The sequence below is a fragment of the Bacillota bacterium genome (genome assembly GCA_013178415.1).
GTDB lineage: Bacteria > Bacillota > SHA-98 > Ch115 > Ch115 > Ch115.
This window is the reverse complement of the sequence record JABLXA010000006.1, coordinates 20,296-36,407: the sequence shown is the minus strand read 5'-3', so window position 1 is coordinate 36,407 and position 16,112 is coordinate 20,296. Positions and strand designations below refer to the sequence as shown.

Genomic DNA, 16,112 nt, shown 5'->3' with positions numbered 1-16,112 from the left:
AATGATTGACGCCAATATCGCCTCACAACTTGAAAAGATTTTCAGGCAATTCCCAGAGATAATTGGGGCGTATTTATTTGGTTCTTTCCTGGAAAAGAAGGAGCAGGCCCGTGATGTAGACCTGGCGCTTCTCGTAAGACCTGGGGAAAACCATGTCGATCTATATATGGATCTTTACCCCAGGCTTGCAGAATTGTTCGCCCCCCTTGAAGTTGACATCGTGTTTCTTGATTCCGCATCTTTACCGGTGCGTTTTGAGGTGATTTCCACCGGAGAGACTATTTACTGTTCGGACTACCAACAGCTAACGGACTTTGAATGTATCACCTCTAGAGATTACATGGATTTTAGATATCACCTGGAGATGGCCAGGCAAGAATTATATGATAGGCTTAGAAAGGGGGCCTCCTTTGTATAACTTAGCCCTCATTGATCAAAGACTGGGCATTATCAGCAATTGCGTAAAGAGATTAGAACTCCTGGCCGGACTCGGTCGCGATGAGTTCTGCAGAAACGAGGATGCTGTTGATATTGCTGAGAATCGTCTACGCAGAGCTCTGGAGGCTCTATTCGATCTTGGCCGCCATCTGGTGGTTAAATCCGGGGCTGGCGTACCATCAGATTATCGTTCAATTATCGATATGATGAGGGATGCGCGTATATTGCCGGACGAGTTCGCTAGGAGGATAGCTGGAATGGCTGGTTACAGAAACCGCCTGATTCATGACTATAGTAGAGTTACTCCAGAAGAACTCTATGAGATCCTTCAGACTCGGTTATCTGATTTTACAATGTTTTCTAAGTACGTAATTGAGTATCTGGGGAAGCGAACAGATTCAGATGGCAATGGCCCCATTTAATTCTGGAGCGATAGAGAGTTCGGAGGGGCTGATTGGGGGAATCATCCTGAAAGTTGAGTCATTTCTCGGCAGGGTTAAGGCCTGGCCGGATTACCAGGACCAAATCATACATGTAGAAAGTATTCCTGCAAGGGCACCGATTTATGGGACTCTCAGTGAGCCCTTGTCCCCGCGCCTCTCGAAGATCCTGAGCGAAATGGGAATAGAGAACCTATATTCTCATCAGGTTTCTGCTATCGACGCTATAAGGGCGGGGAAGGATGTTACCATTGTTACCTCTACTGCAAGCGGTAAGACTCTCTGCTATAATATTCCTGTCATTGAAAGGCTCTGCCAGGCGAGTGATGCCAGTGGGGCGACCCCTTCTTCAGGCCCCCGCGCCTTATATGTTTTCCCTACTAAGGCCCTTGCCCAGGATCAGTTGCGTGGCATCTTAAGGTTCAAAGACATAGACCCCGATCTTCCCATCGTGGCAGGCGCCTATGACGGCGATACACCCGCGGCTACGAGGAAAAAGCTCCGCGAGCGGGGTAATGTGATCCTGACGAACCCCGATATGCTCCATCAAGGCATTTTGCCTCACCACCCATCATGGAGCAGTTTTTTCGCGAATCTAGAATTCGTTGTAATAGATGAGATCCATTCGTACCGCGGGGTGTTCGGTTCGAATGTAGCCAATGTGCTGCGGCGATTATCGAGGATCCTGAGACACTACCGGGCAAATCCAAGGTTTATATGCTGCTCCGCCACGATCGCCAATCCTGGAGAGTTTTCCGAAAAGCTCACCGGCAGGAAGATGACAGTCATTGACAATGACGGTTCGCCAAAAGGACCAAAGAAATTCGTCTTTTGGAATCCGCCCTTTGTCGGGAAAGGGCAGGCTGAACGCAAGAGTTCCAATGCAGAGGCTGAGAGGCTCCTGGCTGAGCTTATCAGCCAGCGAACTCCTGCCATTGGCTTTGTAAAAGCAAGAGTTGTGGCGGAATTGATCTACCGGTATGTCCAGGACAGGCTCCAGCGCATCGCTCCTTCGCTGGTGAATTGTATAAAGCCCTATCGAGGCGGGTATTTGCCTGAGGAACGGAGGGCTATCGAGCAGGCTTTGTTTTCCGGTGAACTCCTGGGCGTGGTATCGACCAACGCCCTGGAGCTAGGAGTCGATATAGGAGGACTGGATGCCGCGCTGATTGTAGGATATCCAGGCACTATCGCCAGCACATGGCAGCAGGCAGGCCGCGCAGGCCGGAGCGGCGAGGAGGCCCTGGCTATTCTCATCGCCAATGACTCGGCCATTGATCAGTATCTCATGCATCATCCTGACTATTTCTTTGGAAAGCCCGTGGAAAGCGCCATTATCGATCCGCACAATCCATATGTGGTCGCGCGTCATCTCCGGTGCGCCGCCTTTGAGCTTCCCATCGGGCCCGAGGATGTCGAGTTGTTTGGCGATTATACCCAGCCAATTCTTGAGATTCTGCAGGATCGCCGGGAAGTAATCCGCGTGGGTGATAGATGGTACTGGAAGAAGACGGGCTACCCTGCAGACCAGGTTCGCCTCAGGAATATGTCGGACAATACCTATAACATCGTTGACTCCAGCGCTGGGGTAGATGGTGGCAAGGTCATCGGGACGATGGACGAGCTGAGCGCCTTTGAGCAGATTCACCCTCAGGCCATTTATATGCATGACGGCGAGACGTATTTTGTGCGGGACCTGGACATAAATCAAAGGGTTGCTTATGTTGAGCCCATTAACGCCGACTATTTCACCCAATCTGTGGCAGAGCGCAGGGTCCAGGTTGATTCAGAAGAGGAAAGCAAGGTATGGCGCAAGGTGCGCCTCTCTTTCGGAGAGCTCACTGTCATGTCGATGGTATATATGTTCAAGAAGATCAAGTTTTATAGCAGGGATAGCCTGGGTTTCGGCAAGATCGCGCTGCCGCCGCAGACTATGGAGACCACAGGATTCTGGCTGCCGCTTCCGCCCGAGCTGGCAAAGCATGTCAGCGAATGGGGCCGTGATCCTATGGAGGGGCTCCTAGGGGTTGGGAATGTCATTAATGAAGTGATTCCTCTCTTTGTGATGTGCGACCCAAGAGATATCGGAACCGCCGTAGATGCCTCGAACCTGGGATTCCCGACTCTATTTGTGTATGATCGTTACCCTGGTGGTGTCGGATTTTCAGAGAGATCTTTTTCGATGATCGAAGAGATAATATCAAGCTGTCTTGATGTAATAACCGAATGCACGTGTGAAAATGGCTGCCCTTCATGTGTGGGCGCGCCTGAGGTTCCATTCAGCCAGTATGATCCTGATACAAGCCCTCGCGGGAGGATACCTGATAAGGATGCTGCCCTCATCATCTTGCACGATCTCCTGGAAAGGGAGCCATACATACCGAGGACGCGACCGAGGTGGGCATATCTCAAGGTCCCAGGTGAAGCAAATCAGAGCCTGAGCGGCGCAGTCGCGGAAAACCAATCTTCCGGGATGTTTCAGGACGGTTGGAAGACGGCGCGGAGAAAGGACCTCCCACCTGGCGTAGAAGCCAGGATCCGCAGGTTGCTCTAGATTATCCGGTTCATGTTCGCCCTGGCTCATGCAACGCAGGATGCTGCTGAATGCGACAAAGGGTTCATCGTTCTTGATCGTCCCAATCCCATAAATGGCATCAAGGTGGAGGGGAATGTATCGGATCCGAGATCTGCCTCGTTTGTCGGCCTTCACCCCATCGCCACGAGGCATGGCTTCACGATAGGCGAGCTTGCCGGGATGTTCAATGAGGAGTTTGGAATTGGATGCGATTTGAAGATAGCTCGGATGAAGAATTGGCAATGCCGCATGTGGTACGATCAGAATGAGAGGGAAGTATCTGCTTTATGAGTAGGAGATATATAGCCGGATTTGACTGCGGCGGCTCCAAGACCCGCTGTGTCATTTGCGACATTGATGGCAAGATCATAGGCGAGGGATACGGTGGCCGAGGTAATGTCTCTCAGGTGGGGATTGCTGAGGTTACAAAGCCAATCAAAGAGGCTCTGAAGATGGCGGCAGATGCCGCCCAAATCGATTCCCTTGATCTTGAGCGGATAGTCGTAGGCATGGCGGGGATCTCAGGTGTCACAGAAAAGGAGCTGCTTGTCGATGAAATCAGCAGGGTTGCGCAAGGAGGCAAGGTTATCCTCGTGGGAGATGCTGCTATTGCCCTTGCCGGGGCGATTCCTGAAATGGTGGGTATAATTGTGATAGCGGGAACCGGATCCAACATATACGGGCAGAATCAAGAGGGGAGATCCGCCCAGGCCGGTGGTTGGGGTCCTCTGATGGGGGATGAAGGTAGCGGCTACGACCTCGGACGGCGGGCTCTCCAGGCTGTAACCCTTGCCGCGGACGGCAGAGGGCCTTCGACTTTGCTTACAAAACTCATTACTGCCCATTTCAAAGTAAATTCACCTTCTGAGCTGGTCCGAGCCGTCTATCATCCACCGCTCACTCCAAAGGATGTGGCTGCTATCGCCAGGTATGTTTTTGAGGCCGCCTCGTCAGGCGACGTTGTCGCCAGCGATATAATGAAGGAATGTTCTAGGGCGCTGGTGCTTGGAATCAAGGCGGTGGCAAATTCCCTCGACATGAAAGGCGGCATAAAGGTAAGCTACGCAGGCGGGGTCTTCCATTACAATCCTTCCTATGTAGCTGCTCTGTCAGATGGGTTGAAAACAGAGTTACCATCCGCGTGCCTTGTGCCACCTACTTATGAGCCAGTCATTGGAGCCATCCTGATTGGTCTAAAGGATCTTGGTATTTGCAGCATCGCTATAGAAAATTGAGGAAGGCAGATAAGAAATCATGGATTGTATCATAAAGGGCGGGATCATCGTAGATGGGACCGGAAGACCCCCTTACCGGGCCGATATTGTGATAGAAGACGGATTTATCGTAAATATCGGCCAACTAAGGCCCGAAGATATGTCTCCAGGGGCGAAGCATGTAATTGAAGTTGACTCGCTATGCGTGGCCCCGGGTTTCATCGATATCCATACCCATTCTGATCTGGCGAGGATCAGAGAGCCACTTGCCGCTGAGAAGATAACCCAGGGGGTCACCACGGAGATCGTTGGTAATTGCGGTTTTTCTGTGATATGGTCAAGGCATTTTGACGGGCTTCCGGTGAACAATCAGCGCCTCGTTAGGGAGATAAGCGCGCCGATCCTCGGTGATTGTGGATTTGACTGGGAAACCTGGAGTATTACAGATTATTTCAGGATCCTTGAAGAACAGGGGATTTCGCTAAACATCGGAACGCTGGTAGGTCACAATTGCCTCCGGGCAGCTGCTATGGGCATGACAAACCGGGATCCTTCACCCCTTGAACTTCAGGCGATGAAGGACGCGCTCAATGAGATGCTCGACCAGGGAGCGCTGGGTTTGTCCACCGGGCTTCTTTATTCTCCGGGAAGCTACGCTCCTTTCTCAGAATTGGTGGAATTAGCGCGAGAGGTCGGCAAACAGGGCAGGGTGTATGCTACTCACATAAGGAGCGAATCAGATAAGGTCATAGAATCGGTGCAAGAGGCTATCGATGTGGCCCGGGAAGCCGGGGCGTATTTGCATATATCCCATCATAAAGCATCTGGAAGGAAGAATTGGGGAAAAAGCAAGACTACCTTGGCGATGATGAACGATGCGAGGGAATCGGGCCTTCGCGTTACCTGCGATGCATATCCATACGTGGCAGGCAATACGGCGCTCGTTTCCTTTTTGCCACAATGGGCAGCAGAAGGAGGTTTTGAGGCGCTCCGCAAGAGATTGCAGGATCCGGCTGATCGCGAGAGAATAAAGGAGAATATACGGAATGGCCTCCCTGGTTGGGATAATGTCTTTGGCGCTGTGGGGCTGGAGAATTTAGTGATCAACTTCGTGGAGTCTCCAAGATCAAAATGGATGGAAGGACGCGACCTAGCAAGTCTGGCCGCGGAATGCGGGAAGCCTGCTCTGGATTATCTCATGGATATAATAGTTGAGGAAGGGAGCGCAACTACCGTAATCGTTTATCAGGCTTGCGAGGATGACCTGTCTGCTATCATCGCGAGCCCCTATACTGCTATCGGCAGCGATAGCCTCTATACCTCCGGAAAGCCACATCCCAGGGTTTATGGGACTTTCCCGAGGGTTATATCTCAATTTGTCAGGGAGAAAAAGATCTTATCATTGGAGGAAGCTGTAAGGAGGATGACATCGCTTCCGGCATCGATAATGGGTCTGGATGGGATCGGCGAAGTGGCGGTCGGAAAGCGGGCAGACCTTGTTATCTTTGACCCTGATGAGATAAGGGATACTGCAGGCTATGCTGAGCCGCGCCAATTCGCCAAGGGAATCAGCCATGTCCTTGTCTCCGGGGTTTTGACCTATAGCCATGGTGAGCATACCGGAGCTAGGGCAGGAAGGATCCTCAGAAGGAGGCGCGAAGGTCCTCAGAAAGCGACGCAGCGCCAATGTCTAAGGTCACGTTTGATTCCGAGGGGATGAGGATCCACGGTCGTGCCTGACTTTGAAAGGGATTAGCATCCATGATCGTGCCGAGATTTGGGAGGGGCCTGGGTTTGAGATGGGTCTTGGGCAGAAAAGGCGGAAAGGGCAGGGCTTATGAAGAAATATGATCTTGATACGCCTAGTGTTTTGATTGATATAGACCAGATGGAACGAAACATCAAGGGTATGGCCGACTTTGCGCGGGCTAATGGAATAAAATTGCGGCCTCATACAAAGACCCATAAATCTACCTTCGTAGCGCATGAACAACTGAAGGCGGGGGCTGGCGGAATTACGGTAGCCAAGCTTTCGGAAGCTGAAGTGATGATCTCTTCAGGCATTGACGACATTTTTGTGGCCTATACTGTTGTAGGACGGGAGAAGCTTGAAAGGCTGATGCGCCTCATGCGTTTTGCTACGATTGCGGTGGGTGTTGATTCCATTGAGGGCGCAAAGGCTATCTCTGAGGTGGCCATTGATCATGGGCGCGTGGTTGATGTCTTGATTGAGGTTGACACCGGACTCGGGAGGTGTGGAGTGACTCCAGGGGATGCAGCGGTTCGACTTGCCGAAAGGATTTCAGATCTTAGAGGAATAAGACTGAGAGGGCTTTTCACCCACGCAGGCCACGGCTCAAAGGCTCTGACTCCTGACGATTTGCAGCAGATAGGGACTCTTGAGGGCGGACTCCTTGTTGATACCGCCAGACTCATGAAGGCGCATGGGATTTTCGTTAATGAGATCAGTGTGGGATCGACCCCGACATGCAAAATATCAGGGAGGGTGAAAGGGGTCACCGAGATCCGGCCTGGCACGTACGTATTCAATGATGGTTCTCTTGTTGGCCTCGGGCTCGTAAGGCTCGAGGAATGCGCCTTGTCGATTCTCACAACAGTAATCAGCAGACCCGCTGATGATAGGGCCGTGCTGGACGCGGGAAGCAAGGCGCTGTCTTCTGACAAAGAGCCCATTCCGAGAATCGGCGGCCACGGTATCATTAAGGAATCTCCTCACTCACAGATCGAGCGGCTTTATGAGGAGCACGGCGTAGTCAAGATTCAGGGGGATGGGGATGTCTTCAAGATAGGGCGAAAAGTCGAGGTTGTTCCTATGCACGTATGCCCGGTGGTGAATCTCGCTGACTATGCCTATCTGGTGAGTGGTGAGGATGTGGTCGGCAAGATAGCTATAGATGCCAGAGGCAGGGCTCAATAGTACATGCGTAGAAGGGAGGCAGAGGCCCGGTCTGGCTTTGTTGGGATTTCGGGCCGGGGATTGTTATGCAGAAATTCCTTCCTGTCGCAGCGTGGAGGAATTGGCCTGGCGGGCAGAGGTCGTGCGGCGAGCTGACCCGAATCACATTCTGACCAGTCATTCCGCCATACCCTCGATTTTTACGCTTCCCGGGGGCTCAGGGCAGCCAGACGATTGGAAAATGGCCAGAACAGTGGATGCATATGGAACATCTTTTTATCCCAAGCATTCCGCCAATTTTGAGGCAAGAGACCCTTCTTTTCGCTCGGCGCACCTTGGTGCCGCAAGATCCGCGTGTGATGCTGCGGGTAAACCTTGCTGGATAGGGGAACTCCAGGGTGGGCACGGTTATGTCTCGACTCGCGCTATGGCTATCAGGCCCAAGGATGTCGAACTTTGGGGCTGGGGAGCGCTAAGCCATGGGGCAAAGGCTCTCTGCTATTATGCCTGGTATCCCATGACTTCCGGCGTAGAATCAGGCGGGTTTGGCCTCACTGAACCAAATGGCGTTCCTACCGAGCGAGCTTGGGCAGCCGGGGCTGTGTCCAAGATTGTTGACGCAAACCAGAACGTTTTCGTAAATGGACGGGTTCCGAAATCCGATGTAGGTATCCTATATAGCGTGCCCTCGAATATTCTCTGGACATGTATGGGGGATTTTTCTAGGCCGGTCTCCAGCAGGTCTCTTCTCGGTGCGAACCGCGCTATGTTTGAAAAGAAGATAACCATTGATTTTCTGCATGTTGACCAGATCGTGGATGGGGCGCTGGCGGATTATAGGGTGCTGTATATGCCGTTCATCATCATGATTTCCCGCCCATTTGCAGAGAGAGTCGCAGAATTCGTGAGGTCCGGCGGGATTGTCGTGGCTGAAGCGCGGTGCGGGTGGAATGATGAAACAGGCATGGTGCCGGAGGCAATTCCCGGGATGGGCCTGGATAGAGTCTTCGGCTGCAAAGAGCGGTCCATAGAGAGGATGGATACCCCAGAAATGACAATTGTTTCAGCGAGTGATACCCTGCCTTCTTTCCAGCCAGGGGATAAGATTAAAGGGGCTTTCTATCAGGAGGAGCTGGAGGTTATTTCTGATACAGCCCAGGTTATCGCTGAATTCCCTGGCGGGGCGCCGGCGATTGTGATGAACCGCTATGGCAAGGGGAAAGCCATATTCATTGGCACAATGTTGAGCTATGGGTATGAAATGGCCAGAGATGTTGATCGGGGAAGGCTTCTTTCTGATATTGCGATATCCGCCGGGGTACAACCTTTGGTTTGCGTAGAAGGCGAGCCCGAAGGATGCATAATTGAACCAAGGATCCTTGAAGGCATAGATGCGGAGGGAAGAGCATTCAAACTGCTATTCGGCTTCAATCACGGCCAGGACCTGGCAAATGTGATTTTCAAAATTAAAGCTGATGGAGCGGAATATCTGGCGAGTGACCTGAAAAATCAATGTCCAGTACCGGTGGAAACCCGAGATGGAAGAATTATCTTGCGCCAGTTGTTGGAACCTGAGAGTGTTTGTGTGATCAAGCTTGTAAATCGGAAAGGGATGGCGTAATATGACGAAATCAATTAAGCTATGCATCATCGGTGGAGGCAGTTCCTATACCCCTGAGTTGATCCAGGGAGTGATCGATTTTCGCGATGAGCTCCATATAGATGAATTAGCCCTCATGGATATTGACGAGGGGAAACTTGCTGTTGTGGGCGGGCTGGCTTCTCGTATGATGGAAGCTGCTGGACTTAAGACTCAAGTCAAGCTTTATGACGGTCGTTTGGAAGCAATCAAAGGGGCTCAGTTTGTTATAAGCCAGATTCGGGTCGGAGGGCTCGATGCACGCATTCGCGACGAGAAGATTCCCATGGAGTTTGGCCTTCTTGGCCAGGAGACCACCGGCCCCGGCGGCTTTGCAAATGCGCTCAGGACCATCCCTGTTGCCCTTCTCATTGCCGAGGACATGAGAAAGGTCGCGCCGGACGCATTTCTGATCAATTTCACCAACCCTTCCGGGATTATTACCGAGGCCCTGGTGAAATATGGCCGGGTGAAGACCATTGGTCTCTGCAATGTGCCTTTCAACATGAAAGAAATGATAGCCGGGTGGCTTGGCGTGACTGCAGAGGAAGTCACCATGGACTATGTAGGGCTAAATCACCTAAGTTGGGTGAGAAGGGTCTTTGTGGCCGGGAAAGATGTGACTCAGGATGCTATCGGCAAGGCCGTTGAAGCATGGAAACGCTCGGAAGGGCATGGTTTTGATCCATCTTTGTTGAAGCTTCTTGGGATGATTCCATCTAGCTACTTGAGGTATTACTATGACACGCCCGGAGCCATTGCTGAGGTGAAGGCCGCCGGAGAAACAAGGGGAGAGGCCGTAAAGAAACTGGAACCCTGGCTCATGAAGCTGTATAGCGATCCTGATCTAAAGCAGGCTCCCGCCGAGCTATCCAAGCGGGGTGGCAGAAACTATTCCAAGGTTGCCATTTCACTCATATCCTCAATAGCGAATTGCAAGGATGAGGTTCATATTGTTAATACCGTGAACCTTGGCGCCATACCGGACCTGCCGGTAGAGGCCGTAGTAGAAGTGCCATCGGTGATCTCGGGCGACGGAGCGCATCCACTGGTCACAAGACCGCTGGAGCCCGAGATACGCGGCCTGACTCAGGCAGTAAAGGCATACGAAGAATTGACGGTAGAGGCTGGAGTAACCGGCGACAGGAATCTGGCTCTCAAAGCCCTCCTTTCACATCCATTGGTTCCTTCTTATAGAGTTGCAAAGGAACTTCTGGAGCGGCTGCTGGAGGCCAATAGGGCATTCTTGCCTAAATTCTTTGCGGATTGATGAATCTCCCGGTTTGAGGCTGAAAATCCTGCGATTTGGAGTTGAAGAATCCTCAGCTCTCTCGGTCCTCTTTACTTCGAAGAGTCTCACATTTCTTTGAGCCCCCGTACCGGCTGGGTGCATCACAGCATGGCTGGTGGCCGGGGCTTCTTTTTCCTCGGATGATCAGACTGTTTTTATTGATGGGCAACCGGAAAGAATATTCTGTAAGGGTGGGTGATAGCATGCCTAAAAGAAAGCTGGATGAGAAAGGCCCTCGAGATCTTACCCTTATGAGGGTAGACATAATGGACGGCATCGAAATCCCGATGATTCATGCGTGGTCGGTCACGGATCCGACAGAAATGGCGAGGGTCAGGCAACTCGAGGAAATGGCTGAGGAAGTAGGCATAACACCAGAAGGCACATGGGATGAGGCACGGAGAAAAGGGGAGAAGATACTCGCAAAGGAGCGGAGGAGAAGTCAAAAAGCTAGTCCACGGTCTTGAGATTTCTGAGACATGGAGCGGCTACATTAAACATGGGACGCGTAGTACATTTTGGCTCATCATACAAAATTGTGCGGTCAAGGCTTTTATATATTTATTAAAGGCGGGAAGTTGCAGAGCCTGACCGCACTAGTAGTCCTAACCCATCACTTACCGAAGGTTATATTGCCTTGCCCAATGGTGGTCTTACTGGGTCATCCCAGGAGAAACCTGTCCAGGAGGATTTACTCCCGGCTGGGTTGTACCTGCGACGCCGGAAGGCGATATATAACCCGGCTGGCCGGCCTGGCCGAGCGTAGCCCTGAATGCGGTTCTCACGCCGGACGCGACTTGCTCAGCCAGAGTCCTTTCAGCTGCTTCTATCATCCTTCGCACCATGTGTCCGCCGACGGCTCCACACTGGGCTGAAGAAATGTTCCCCCAGTAGTCACCTTGTATGAGGTTCGTGGGGAAATTTATTTCATTAGCAATCTCATACTTGAGGTTGTCAAGAGCGCCTCGTGCCTGTGGCACTACGGTCGACCGGTTTCTACGCGGCATTTAGCTCACCCCCTTATTACGTTCTGATACTATTGTTGCACGAGACGGGACGGCTATGTTAGCGAAAAGGTGGGAGAGAGCTTTCAAGTTTCCAGATGAACAACAAACTCCGATCTCTTCTCATTTACCCTAAACTTGCATCTAATCTCCAGCGTGCGCTGAATTTGAATATGAAACGAAGGGGGGATGAGACGAAGAGAGACATGAAATCATCTATATATCAAAATCCCCGCGACAGCGGCTATCACCAGCGCGAGTATTGGATCCAGTTTGAAACGCCGGATGAAAAGGAAGGTGAGAATGGCTATTGCTACTCCGCTTATGTCAGATATGGATGAAGGGACGATCATGACTGTCGCTGCCAGTATCAATGACACTACCGCCGGACGGATGCCGCGGAACATCGCCTTAACTGGTTCCAGGTTTTTATATTTAAGGAAGAAATAAGTTAATATCAGCATCACAATCACCGCGGGCAGGACCACGCCAAAAGTAGCCAAAACTGATCCCAATATGCCGCCGACCTTGTATCCAACAAATGTCGCTGAATTGATGGCGATAGGCCCGGGAGTGATTTGCGAGATGGCGAGAATGTCGAGAAATTGCTCCATGTTGAGCCATTTGTGCAATGTCACGATCTCTCTCTGTATCAGGGGGATCATTGCATAGCCGCCGCCAAAGCTAAAGAGGCCAATTTTGAAGAAGCTCAAAAAAAGCTGAAATAATACCATCGAGGTCAATCACCCTATTCTATGTCGTCTTTTTCCGGAGTTTTCCCCTCATCACGTGCAGGCTTCATGAAAAAGCCCGCTGCTGCCGCAAGTATTATAACCACGATTGGATGCATATGGAGGAGGGTCAAACCTGCAAAGGCGATAGCGGCAAGACCAACTCCTGCTGCCGTCGCGATGGCAGCCTTCCCCACATCAAACACCGCGGCTGCCATGAGAGCGACTATAGCAGGTCGCATTCCCTTCATGGCCGCCCTCACGAAGGGGTTGTGCTGGATTCCTAAAAAGACGGCGGCTATGATCAAGATGGAAATAAAAGAAGGCAGAGCTGCTGCGATCACTGACGCAATCGCCCCGGGGATGCCTGCGAGCCTCCGGCCTGTAAGCGCTGCCATGTTTATCGCAATTGGTCCAGGAGCGCTCTGGGCTATAGCAATAGAGTCGATGAAATCTCTTTCCCCCATCCAATGATACCTATCAACAATAGATTTCTTGATGAGGGGGATCATGGCATATCCGCCGCCGAAAGTAAAGGCTCCTATCGGCAGAAATGCCGTGAATAACATCAAAGGGGTTACATTTTCACTCTTTTGCTGGTATGACGAATCCTGCATAAATTGATCCTCTTTCCCAGATTACTCATAGTAGCATAGCATATCTGGCTGGAGTTGACAAGAAGGAGAAGGAGGGCATATATTTAACCTTGGCAGTTCGCTGAGAGAGGAGAAAGACATAGTGCCGGAAATTCAGAATTCATCCGACTATCCAATTCCACTTTGTGATTATCACGTCCATACATTGCACTCGCCTGACTGCCGGGTGTCCATGGATGAACGTTGTAAGGCTGCTATAGCTTCTGGGATAGAAGAGATCTGTTTCACAGACCATATAGAATTCGACCCGCGAGATCCAGCTTACAAGCATTTCAATTTTGAAGATTATAAAAGGGATTTCGAAGAATGTCAGAAAAAGTGGGGCGATAGACTGAGCCTGCGAATGGGGGTGGAGGTAAACTATTTTGTCGGCGGCGAGGAGGAGATACTAGAATTCCTGGCCGGAAAAGGCTTTGATTTTGTTCTGGGCTCCTACCACTGGCTTGGCGATATTCCGATTTCCCCAGAACTCTTCGACCAGATAGGTCCAAATAAGACATGTGAGATCTACTTTCATGGCTTGCTCAAGGCCGCAGAGAGTGGGCTCTTTGATTCGCTGGCGCACTTCGATCTGCCCAAACGTTATGCTTTCCGCGCTCATGCCCCATTCCCGGTCGATGATTTCCGCGATATCATTGTCGAGATCCTCAGGAGGATGGTAGAAAAGGGTACCGCGCTCGAGATTAATACCTCCGGGCTCAGGACAGACTTGAACGAGACTCTCCCGGGCCGAGAGATAATCGAGCTCTATCATCAATTGGGTGGTAGAACGATAACAATTGGCTCTGATTCTCATCGTCTCCATGATCTAGGTTTTGGCATGGATCGCGCGCTTGACCTCGCCCGGAGAGCCGGATTCTCCGAAGTCGCGACTTTTAAGGATCGAAAGATGCGACTCATTCCGATTGAAGAGCCGCGGAAGGAGATGACTGGATCGAGATCCGAATAGCATCCGCGTCCTGGGGAGAAGAAGAGCCTCCCCGGGCCGGCGGCTGATCCCCGGTGACCTCGAAGACTACTTTGTTTAGTCCGGGGCGCAGATAGGCGCTGACATCTATCGTGAGCGGCGTTTCATTTAGCGAAGTGAGATCGACCTTTAGACTCTCTTTATTATTGAACGATATTGTCAAGGATTTGATCTTGAAGGGGTCACCTGATGTCAGCTTAAGGAGGAAGTCCACGACAGAACGAAATATGCCCTTAGAGGGATGGGGGACTCTGCTGATTACAAGCCTCGCGTCTCCCCCGGGCCAGCTGAAGATCTGAGAACTTGAAGCGCCGGACGGTGAGGATAGGGTCAATACAATGGGCATTGTGCCAATGGCGGTGCCTTGATAATAATGACCCAGGATCGACCTGAAGCTTTCGCCATATGCGGCCATCCCGCGGGCTCCCCATTGGGACATTCCCACCCCATGACCAAATCCTGCGCCAAGCGCAGTGACGCGGATAAGCTCTCCATTGCTGTCTCTCTTCAAGTCAAAGATGACATTGGCGCTTTTGAGCATCGAAGATGACCCTAAGGCCGGTTTGAATACAGACCGGATTTTTAGTTCGCCTTCCACGACCCAAGTCCCGCGCGATCCCTTGATCTCGCAAGAAATTATCTTTCCTGATATGCCACGCTTCAATACGCGTATGTCCAGGAGCTGACCTAGAGGATCACCGGCTGGAAGGTCTTGTCGCGCCGCCGGTGCCTGTTGTGCCATGGGGGCTGCTTGTGGTTGAACCTGTGACTGGTTCCCCAGTTGTGACTCTGATTCTGGCTGTGGTTGAGGTTCAGGTTGCGATGGCATATCGGGCTGCCCGGGATTTGTGAAGGACCATGAAGGCAAAGGCAGCAGAGAGCTAGATTTCCGTGTGGCATATTTGGGCAATGTAGAGGCGAAAATGGATTCAAGCTCTGTTCTTGACCATTCTTCTTTCCAGCGGAAATACGGAGATGCTGAATCATACCGTCCTGCCCGTGATAGCAGGAACTCTCGAAATGTCTCTTCCTTATCGAGGTATTTTATTGTACTATCGTCAGGCACTCCCCTTAGATATGGTATAGGATTTCCCGGGAAATTCCCATTAGATGGATCTGGCCAAACATTTTCGTTATTCTCAGTAAATCCTCCAGCTGTAGAGGAATAGTAAGCCCTGGCGACCTCTTGCCGGTAGAGGACAAATAACCCGCGAGTCGCTGCGATGGCTTCATCAGTGCGTCGATTTTCGCTCGCAGCGCCATAATATACATGGCAGTGTGTCCCATCGCAAAGATCGGCGCCGATGCTGCTATGCTTCTTAAGCTCTACCACGGTATAACTTCTGGAGGCTATCGCCTGCGCTTTCAGGGCTTCAATCGGGAAATCGGTGGGCATCTCATTCGGCACAACCCCCCGAAGATAGTCTTCCAGCCTTATCAGATTTATGACGAGCAATTTCCCCGGCCTGGTGGAAGGCTTCACCTCTAACTTGCCTCTATAAATAGGGAAAGGACTAGATTTTGGCCTTCTGATGCTAGCGATGCCGAGCGTCGCATGTTCATCGATAGGAGAGATCACGACACCAGACGGGAAGGTGCCTAGGGTTCTTTCCAGTGCCTCGCCATTTGGTTTTGAAGACTGTTCCATGACTTCAACCCCGCCGATCCCGCTTGAGATCAGGAGCTTTGCACCTGTAGGGATTTTGAATTGCATAGGGCCTGAATATTGGTGATTGGTATCTGGTTGAACAGATTCAGGTAGGGGGCTGTCGGACTTATACTCGGCCGTCTGAGCCGTACCCAAGGAGTCAAGCATCGTATCGCTGCCGCAGACTACTGTTACCCTGTCATGTTCAAAGGATGGTTCATGGTTGGGATTTTGGCTTATGGCCACCCGTATCCAGATATCATCCTTTTCTGTCCCTACGAGGGCGGCACTCTCCTGGTCTCCATACATAGCAGCGTCCATTTTTATATTTGTGGGGCCAATGGTAGCCAGTGTAAGGATGAGAATAAGGAAGGTACGGCGCATGCGAATGATAGATTCTAGCATCATCACGAACCCCTCATTATGAAAATATCAGCAAAACGATTCGCCATGCCAGTCTGCGGCTGCGGCCCTGCCCTGAGGGATGCAGGGGTACCCTCTCTCAGACAGATACCGCCGCGCCGAGGGCATCGGGCCATCAACCATTAATTATATCGCGCCTGAGGGTGATTTGAAATCAGCGATTCGTAGA

The 16,112-nt window shown here is 51.4% G+C and carries 15 protein-coding genes; 11 read left to right on the top strand and 4 right to left on the bottom strand.

What is annotated here, in order from left to right; all coding sequences use genetic code 11:
- The first annotated feature begins 1 nt into the window (after position 1).
- From HPY52_06855 to HPY52_06810, 10 genes are all read left to right on the top strand, one after another.
- Positions 2-418 (top strand): nucleotidyltransferase domain-containing protein, encoded by a 417-nt coding sequence (locus HPY52_06855; protein ID NPV79983.1) that lies wholly within the window; start codon positions 2-4, stop codon positions 416-418.
- Complete coding sequence (locus HPY52_06850) at positions 411-860, top strand: DUF86 domain-containing protein (GenBank protein NPV79982.1); 450 nt, start codon at positions 411-413, stop codon at positions 858-860. Before HPY52_06855 ends, HPY52_06850 begins: the two co-directional genes overlap by 8 nt.
- Positions 847-3,432 carry a DEAD/DEAH box helicase gene (locus HPY52_06845; GenBank protein NPV79981.1) on the top strand — a complete coding sequence of 862 codons (2,586 nt, stop codon included), beginning with the start codon at positions 847-849 and terminating at the stop codon, positions 3,430-3,432. Before HPY52_06850 ends, HPY52_06845 begins: the two co-directional genes overlap by 14 nt.
- A gap of 12 nt (positions 3,433-3,444) precedes the next feature.
- A complete protein-coding gene (locus HPY52_06840) occupies positions 3,445-3,744 on the top strand; it encodes a DUF1343 domain-containing protein (protein ID NPV79980.1) in 300 nt (99 codons plus the stop codon).
- Positions 3,741-4,688, top strand: coding sequence for a hypothetical protein (locus HPY52_06835; protein ID NPV79979.1), 948 nt, complete (start codon positions 3,741-3,743; stop codon positions 4,686-4,688). The genes HPY52_06840 and HPY52_06835 overlap by 4 nt, the downstream gene beginning before the upstream one ends.
- A 19-nt stretch (positions 4,689-4,707) precedes the next feature.
- The gene (locus HPY52_06830) at positions 4,708-6,387 is read left to right on the top strand and encodes a D-aminoacylase (GenBank protein NPV79978.1); all 1,680 of its coding nucleotides are present in this window, start codon (positions 4,708-4,710) and stop codon (positions 6,385-6,387) included.
- A 117-nt stretch (positions 6,388-6,504) separates the two neighbouring features.
- Entirely contained in the window at positions 6,505-7,605 is a 1,101-nt protein-coding gene (locus HPY52_06825) for an alanine racemase (GenBank protein NPV79977.1), read from the top strand.
- A complete protein-coding gene (locus HPY52_06820; GenBank protein ID NPV79976.1) occupies positions 7,583-9,205 on the top strand; it encodes a hypothetical protein in 1,623 nt (540 codons plus the stop codon). The genes HPY52_06825 and HPY52_06820 overlap by 23 nt, the downstream gene beginning before the upstream one ends.
- Before the next feature lies 1 nt (position 9,206).
- The gene (locus tag HPY52_06815) at positions 9,207-10,493 is read left to right on the top strand and encodes a 6-phospho-beta-glucosidase (protein NPV79975.1); all 1,287 of its coding nucleotides are present in this window, start codon (positions 9,207-9,209) and stop codon (positions 10,491-10,493) included.
- A 224-nt stretch (positions 10,494-10,717) separates the two neighbouring features.
- The gene (locus HPY52_06810) at positions 10,718-10,981 is read left to right on the top strand and encodes a hypothetical protein (GenBank protein NPV79974.1); all 264 of its coding nucleotides are present in this window, start codon (positions 10,718-10,720) and stop codon (positions 10,979-10,981) included.
- Between the two features lie 186 nt (positions 10,982-11,167).
- Here the strand turns inward: HPY52_06810 and HPY52_06805 are convergent, their stop codons facing one another.
- From HPY52_06805 to HPY52_06795, 3 genes are all read right to left on the bottom strand, one after another.
- Positions 11,168-11,521, bottom strand: a complete 354-nt coding sequence (locus tag HPY52_06805; protein ID NPV79973.1) for an alpha/beta-type small acid-soluble spore protein — start codon at positions 11,519-11,521, stop codon at positions 11,168-11,170.
- 209 nt (positions 11,522-11,730) lie between these two features.
- Positions 11,731-12,252 carry a chromate transporter gene (locus HPY52_06800; GenBank protein NPV79972.1) on the bottom strand — a complete coding sequence of 174 codons (522 nt, stop codon included), beginning with the start codon at positions 12,250-12,252 and terminating at the stop codon, positions 11,731-11,733.
- Between the two features lie 14 nt (positions 12,253-12,266).
- Positions 12,267-12,866 (bottom strand): chromate transporter, encoded by a 600-nt coding sequence (locus HPY52_06795; GenBank protein NPV79971.1) that lies wholly within the window; start codon positions 12,864-12,866, stop codon positions 12,267-12,269.
- Positions 12,867-12,987: 121 nt separating this feature from the next.
- On the opposite strand from HPY52_06795, the gene HPY52_06790 reads away from it, so the two are divergent.
- A complete protein-coding gene (locus HPY52_06790; GenBank protein NPV79970.1) occupies positions 12,988-13,854 on the top strand; it encodes a histidinol-phosphatase in 867 nt (288 codons plus the stop codon).
- On the opposite strand, the gene HPY52_06785 is transcribed toward HPY52_06790, so the two are convergent.
- Positions 13,802-15,925 (bottom strand): SpoIID/LytB domain-containing protein, encoded by a 2,124-nt coding sequence (locus tag HPY52_06785; protein ID NPV79969.1) that lies wholly within the window; start codon positions 15,923-15,925, stop codon positions 13,802-13,804. The genes HPY52_06790 and HPY52_06785 overlap by 53 nt on opposite strands.
- Positions 15,926-16,112: the final 187 nt, after the last annotated feature.